The sequence below is a fragment of the Pyxidicoccus fallax genome (assembly GCF_012933655.1).
In the GTDB taxonomy this organism is placed as follows: domain Bacteria; phylum Myxococcota; class Myxococcia; order Myxococcales; family Myxococcaceae; genus Myxococcus; species Myxococcus fallax.
In genome coordinates this window covers 1-1,216 of sequence record NZ_JABBJJ010000712.1, presented here as the reverse complement: position 1 = coordinate 1,216, position 1,216 = coordinate 1, and the positions used below count along the sequence as shown (strand labels likewise).

Sequence of the window (1,216 nt, the reverse complement as noted above, 5' to 3'; positions counted from 1 at the left end):
CCCGCCGACAGCCCCACCCGGCGCACCAGGTCCTCGATGAGGTGGCGCGCCTTCGCCGCTCCATGCTCGGAGCGGATGTGCTCCCCCAGCCGGGCCGCTGCTTCCCGGTACCGTGCCTCGGTGAGCACCCTGTCGATGACTCCCGACAGGCGCTCCGCGGTCAGCTCCCCCATGGAAAGGGGCGGCCCCCCACAGCCGAGCTCGTGGACCAGCTCTCCCCAGGTGAACTGGTCATATACGTGCGGTGCCACCACCTGCGGAATCCCCGCGCGGAAGGCGTAGCCCGTCGTCCCCGAACCGCCATGGTGGACCACACAGGACACGCGGGGAAGCAGCCATGCGTACGGCACCGGTCCTACAGCGCGCACCGTGGGTGGCAAAATCCGCTGACCCAGGCCGCTCCACCCTTGTTGGATGAGCGCGCGCCGTCCCGAGCGCACCGTGCTCTCCACCAGGGCGTCCGTCAGCGCGGCCGGGTCGTCGTACGTCAAGCTGCCGAAGGTGAAGTACACCGGCGGCTCGCCCTGTGCGAGGAAGGCGGCCAGCTCCGGATCCGGCGTGAAGTGGGGCTCGTCGAGGTAGAAGTAGCCCACGGTGTGGTGGTGGGGAGGCGCGTCCGCGGGCGGCGGGCGCACGTGCCGGCTGAGCGCGGTGAGCACCAGCTGCGGCGACAGGCCGTCCACCATCGGATTGTCCAACGGCGGCAGGCGCAGCGAGTCGCGCAGCGGATTCACGAGGGCGCGCACCGCGGCCTGGAACGCGGGGTTCCCTCCGCCGCTGCCGGTGTGTTCCACCAGCACGGAGACAAAGGGAATGTGCGTGAGGTCGTGCACCATGCGCGCTGCGGGCTGCACCCGGCCGCTGATGAGCACGTCCGCGCCCCGGCACACCGCGCGCAGGTCCTCCAGCATGCGCGGCAGCGCCTCGGAGAGCGGCTGGAAGAGCTGGGACAGGTCCCCGGTGGACTGGAACACGTCCGGGGTCATCATCACCGTCTGGGTGATGGCGGTCTGCGCCTGCCGCAGGTCCGGGCCCACGGGCGCGAAGTCGATGCCGTGTGGCTCCGCTATCGCGCGGTACGAGGGCGCCGCGGCCAGCACCGGGTGATGCCCGTGGCGTTTCAGCTCGACGGCCAGGTTCAGGAAGGGCTGCACATCGCCGAGGCTGCCGAAGTTGGTGAGGACCGCGCGCATGGGGTGTGGGGGGTGTGGGGGAG

At 71.1% G+C, this 1,216-nt stretch carries 1 protein-coding gene; it reads right to left on the bottom strand.

Features of this window, described 5'->3' with window-relative positions:
* Positions 1-1,193 (bottom strand): glycosyltransferase (locus tag HG543_RS53725; RefSeq protein WP_169352684.1); only part of this gene is annotated, 1,193 nt, incomplete at its 3' end.
* Positions 1,194-1,216: the final 23 nt, after the last annotated feature.